Raw genomic sequence first — 1,706 nt, forward strand, 5'->3', positions numbered from 1 at the left:
ATCAGACAATCTGTGTGAGCACTTCACGCGAATCAATATCATTAGGTAAGGAGGTGATCCAACCGCAGGTTCCCCTACGGTTACCTTGTTACGACTTCACCCCAGTCATGAATCACAAAGTGGTAAGCGCCCTCCCGAAGGTTAAGCTACCTACTTCTTTTGCAACCCACTCCCATGGTGTGACGGGCGGTGTGTACAAGGCCCGGGAACGTATTCACCGTAGCATTCTGATCTACGATTACTAGCGATTCCGACTTCATGGAGTCGAGTTGCAGACTCCAATCCGGACTACGACGTACTTTATGAGGTCCGCTTGCTCTCGCGAGTTCGCTTCTCTTTGTATACGCCATTGTAGCACGTGTGTAGCCCTACTCGTAAGGGCCATGATGACTTGACGTCATCCCCACCTTCCTCCGGTTTATCACCGGCAGTCTCCTTTGAGTTCCCACCATTACGTGCTGGCAACAAAGGATAAGGGTTGCGCTCGTTGCGGGACTTAACCCAACATTTCACAACACGAGCTGACGACAGCCATGCAGCACCTGTCTCAGAGTTCCCGAAGGCACTAAGCTATCTCTAGCGAATTCTCTGGATGTCAAGAGTAGGTAAGGTTCTTCGCGTTGCATCGAATTAAACCACATGCTCCACCGCTTGTGCGGGCCCCCGTCAATTCATTTGAGTTTTAACCTTGCGGCCGTACTCCCCAGGCGGTCGACTTAACGCGTTAGCTCCGGAAGCCACGCCTCAAGGGCACAACCTCCAAGTCGACATCGTTTACAGCGTGGACTACCAGGGTATCTAATCCTGTTTGCTCCCCACGCTTTCGCACCTGAGCGTCAGTCTTTGTCCAGGGGGCCGCCTTCGCCACCGGTATTCCTCCAGATCTCTACGCATTTCACCGCTACACCTGGAATTCTACCCCCCTCTACAAGACTCTAGCTTGCCAGTTTCAAATGCAGTTCCCACGTTAAGCGCGGGGATTTCACATCTGACTTAACAAACCGCCTGCGTGCGCTTTACGCCCAGTAATTCCGATTAACGCTTGCACCCTCCGTATTACCGCGGCTGCTGGCACGGAGTTAGCCGGTGCTTCTTCTGCGAGTAACGTCAATGTGATGCGCTATTAACACACCACCCTTCCTCCTCGCTGAAAGTGCTTTACAACCCGAAGGCCTTCTTCACACACGCGGCATGGCTGCATCAGGCTTGCGCCCATTGTGCAATATTCCCCACTGCTGCCTCCCGTAGGAGTCTGGACCGTGTCTCAGTTCCAGTGTGGCTGGTCATCCTCTCAGACCAGCTAGGGATCGTCGCCTAGGTGAGCCATTACCCCACCTACTAGCTAATCCCATCTGGGCACATCTGATGGCGTGAGGCCCGAAGGTCCCCCACTTTGGTCCGAAGACGTTATGCGGTATTAGCTACCGTTTCCAGTAGTTATCCCCCTCCATCAGGCAGTTTCCCAGACATTACTCACCCGTCCGCCGCTCGTCACCCAGAGAGCAAGCTCTCCTGTGCTACCGCTCGACTTGCATGTGTTAGGCCTGCCGCCAGCGTTCAATCTGAGCCATGATCAAACTCTTCAATTAAAAGCTTGATTTGCTTCAACTCGTGAAGCGATGCTCGAAAATTAACTTTCGTAATAATTCAACTAAATGAATTACTGCTTGGTCACTCTTCAAGACTTGATATTTTTTCGAACCCGA

The 1,706-nt window shown here is 52.3% G+C and carries 1 rRNA gene; it reads right to left on the reverse strand.

Annotated features, from left to right (window positions below):
• Positions 1-46: 46 nt before the first annotated feature.
• Positions 47-1,589: ribosomal RNA gene (locus tag AC2FCQ_RS24600) — 16S ribosomal RNA — on the reverse strand.
• Positions 1,590-1,706: the final 117 nt, after the last annotated feature.

Source organism: Serratia sp. CoH_134_PS_4 (assembly GCF_058190535.1).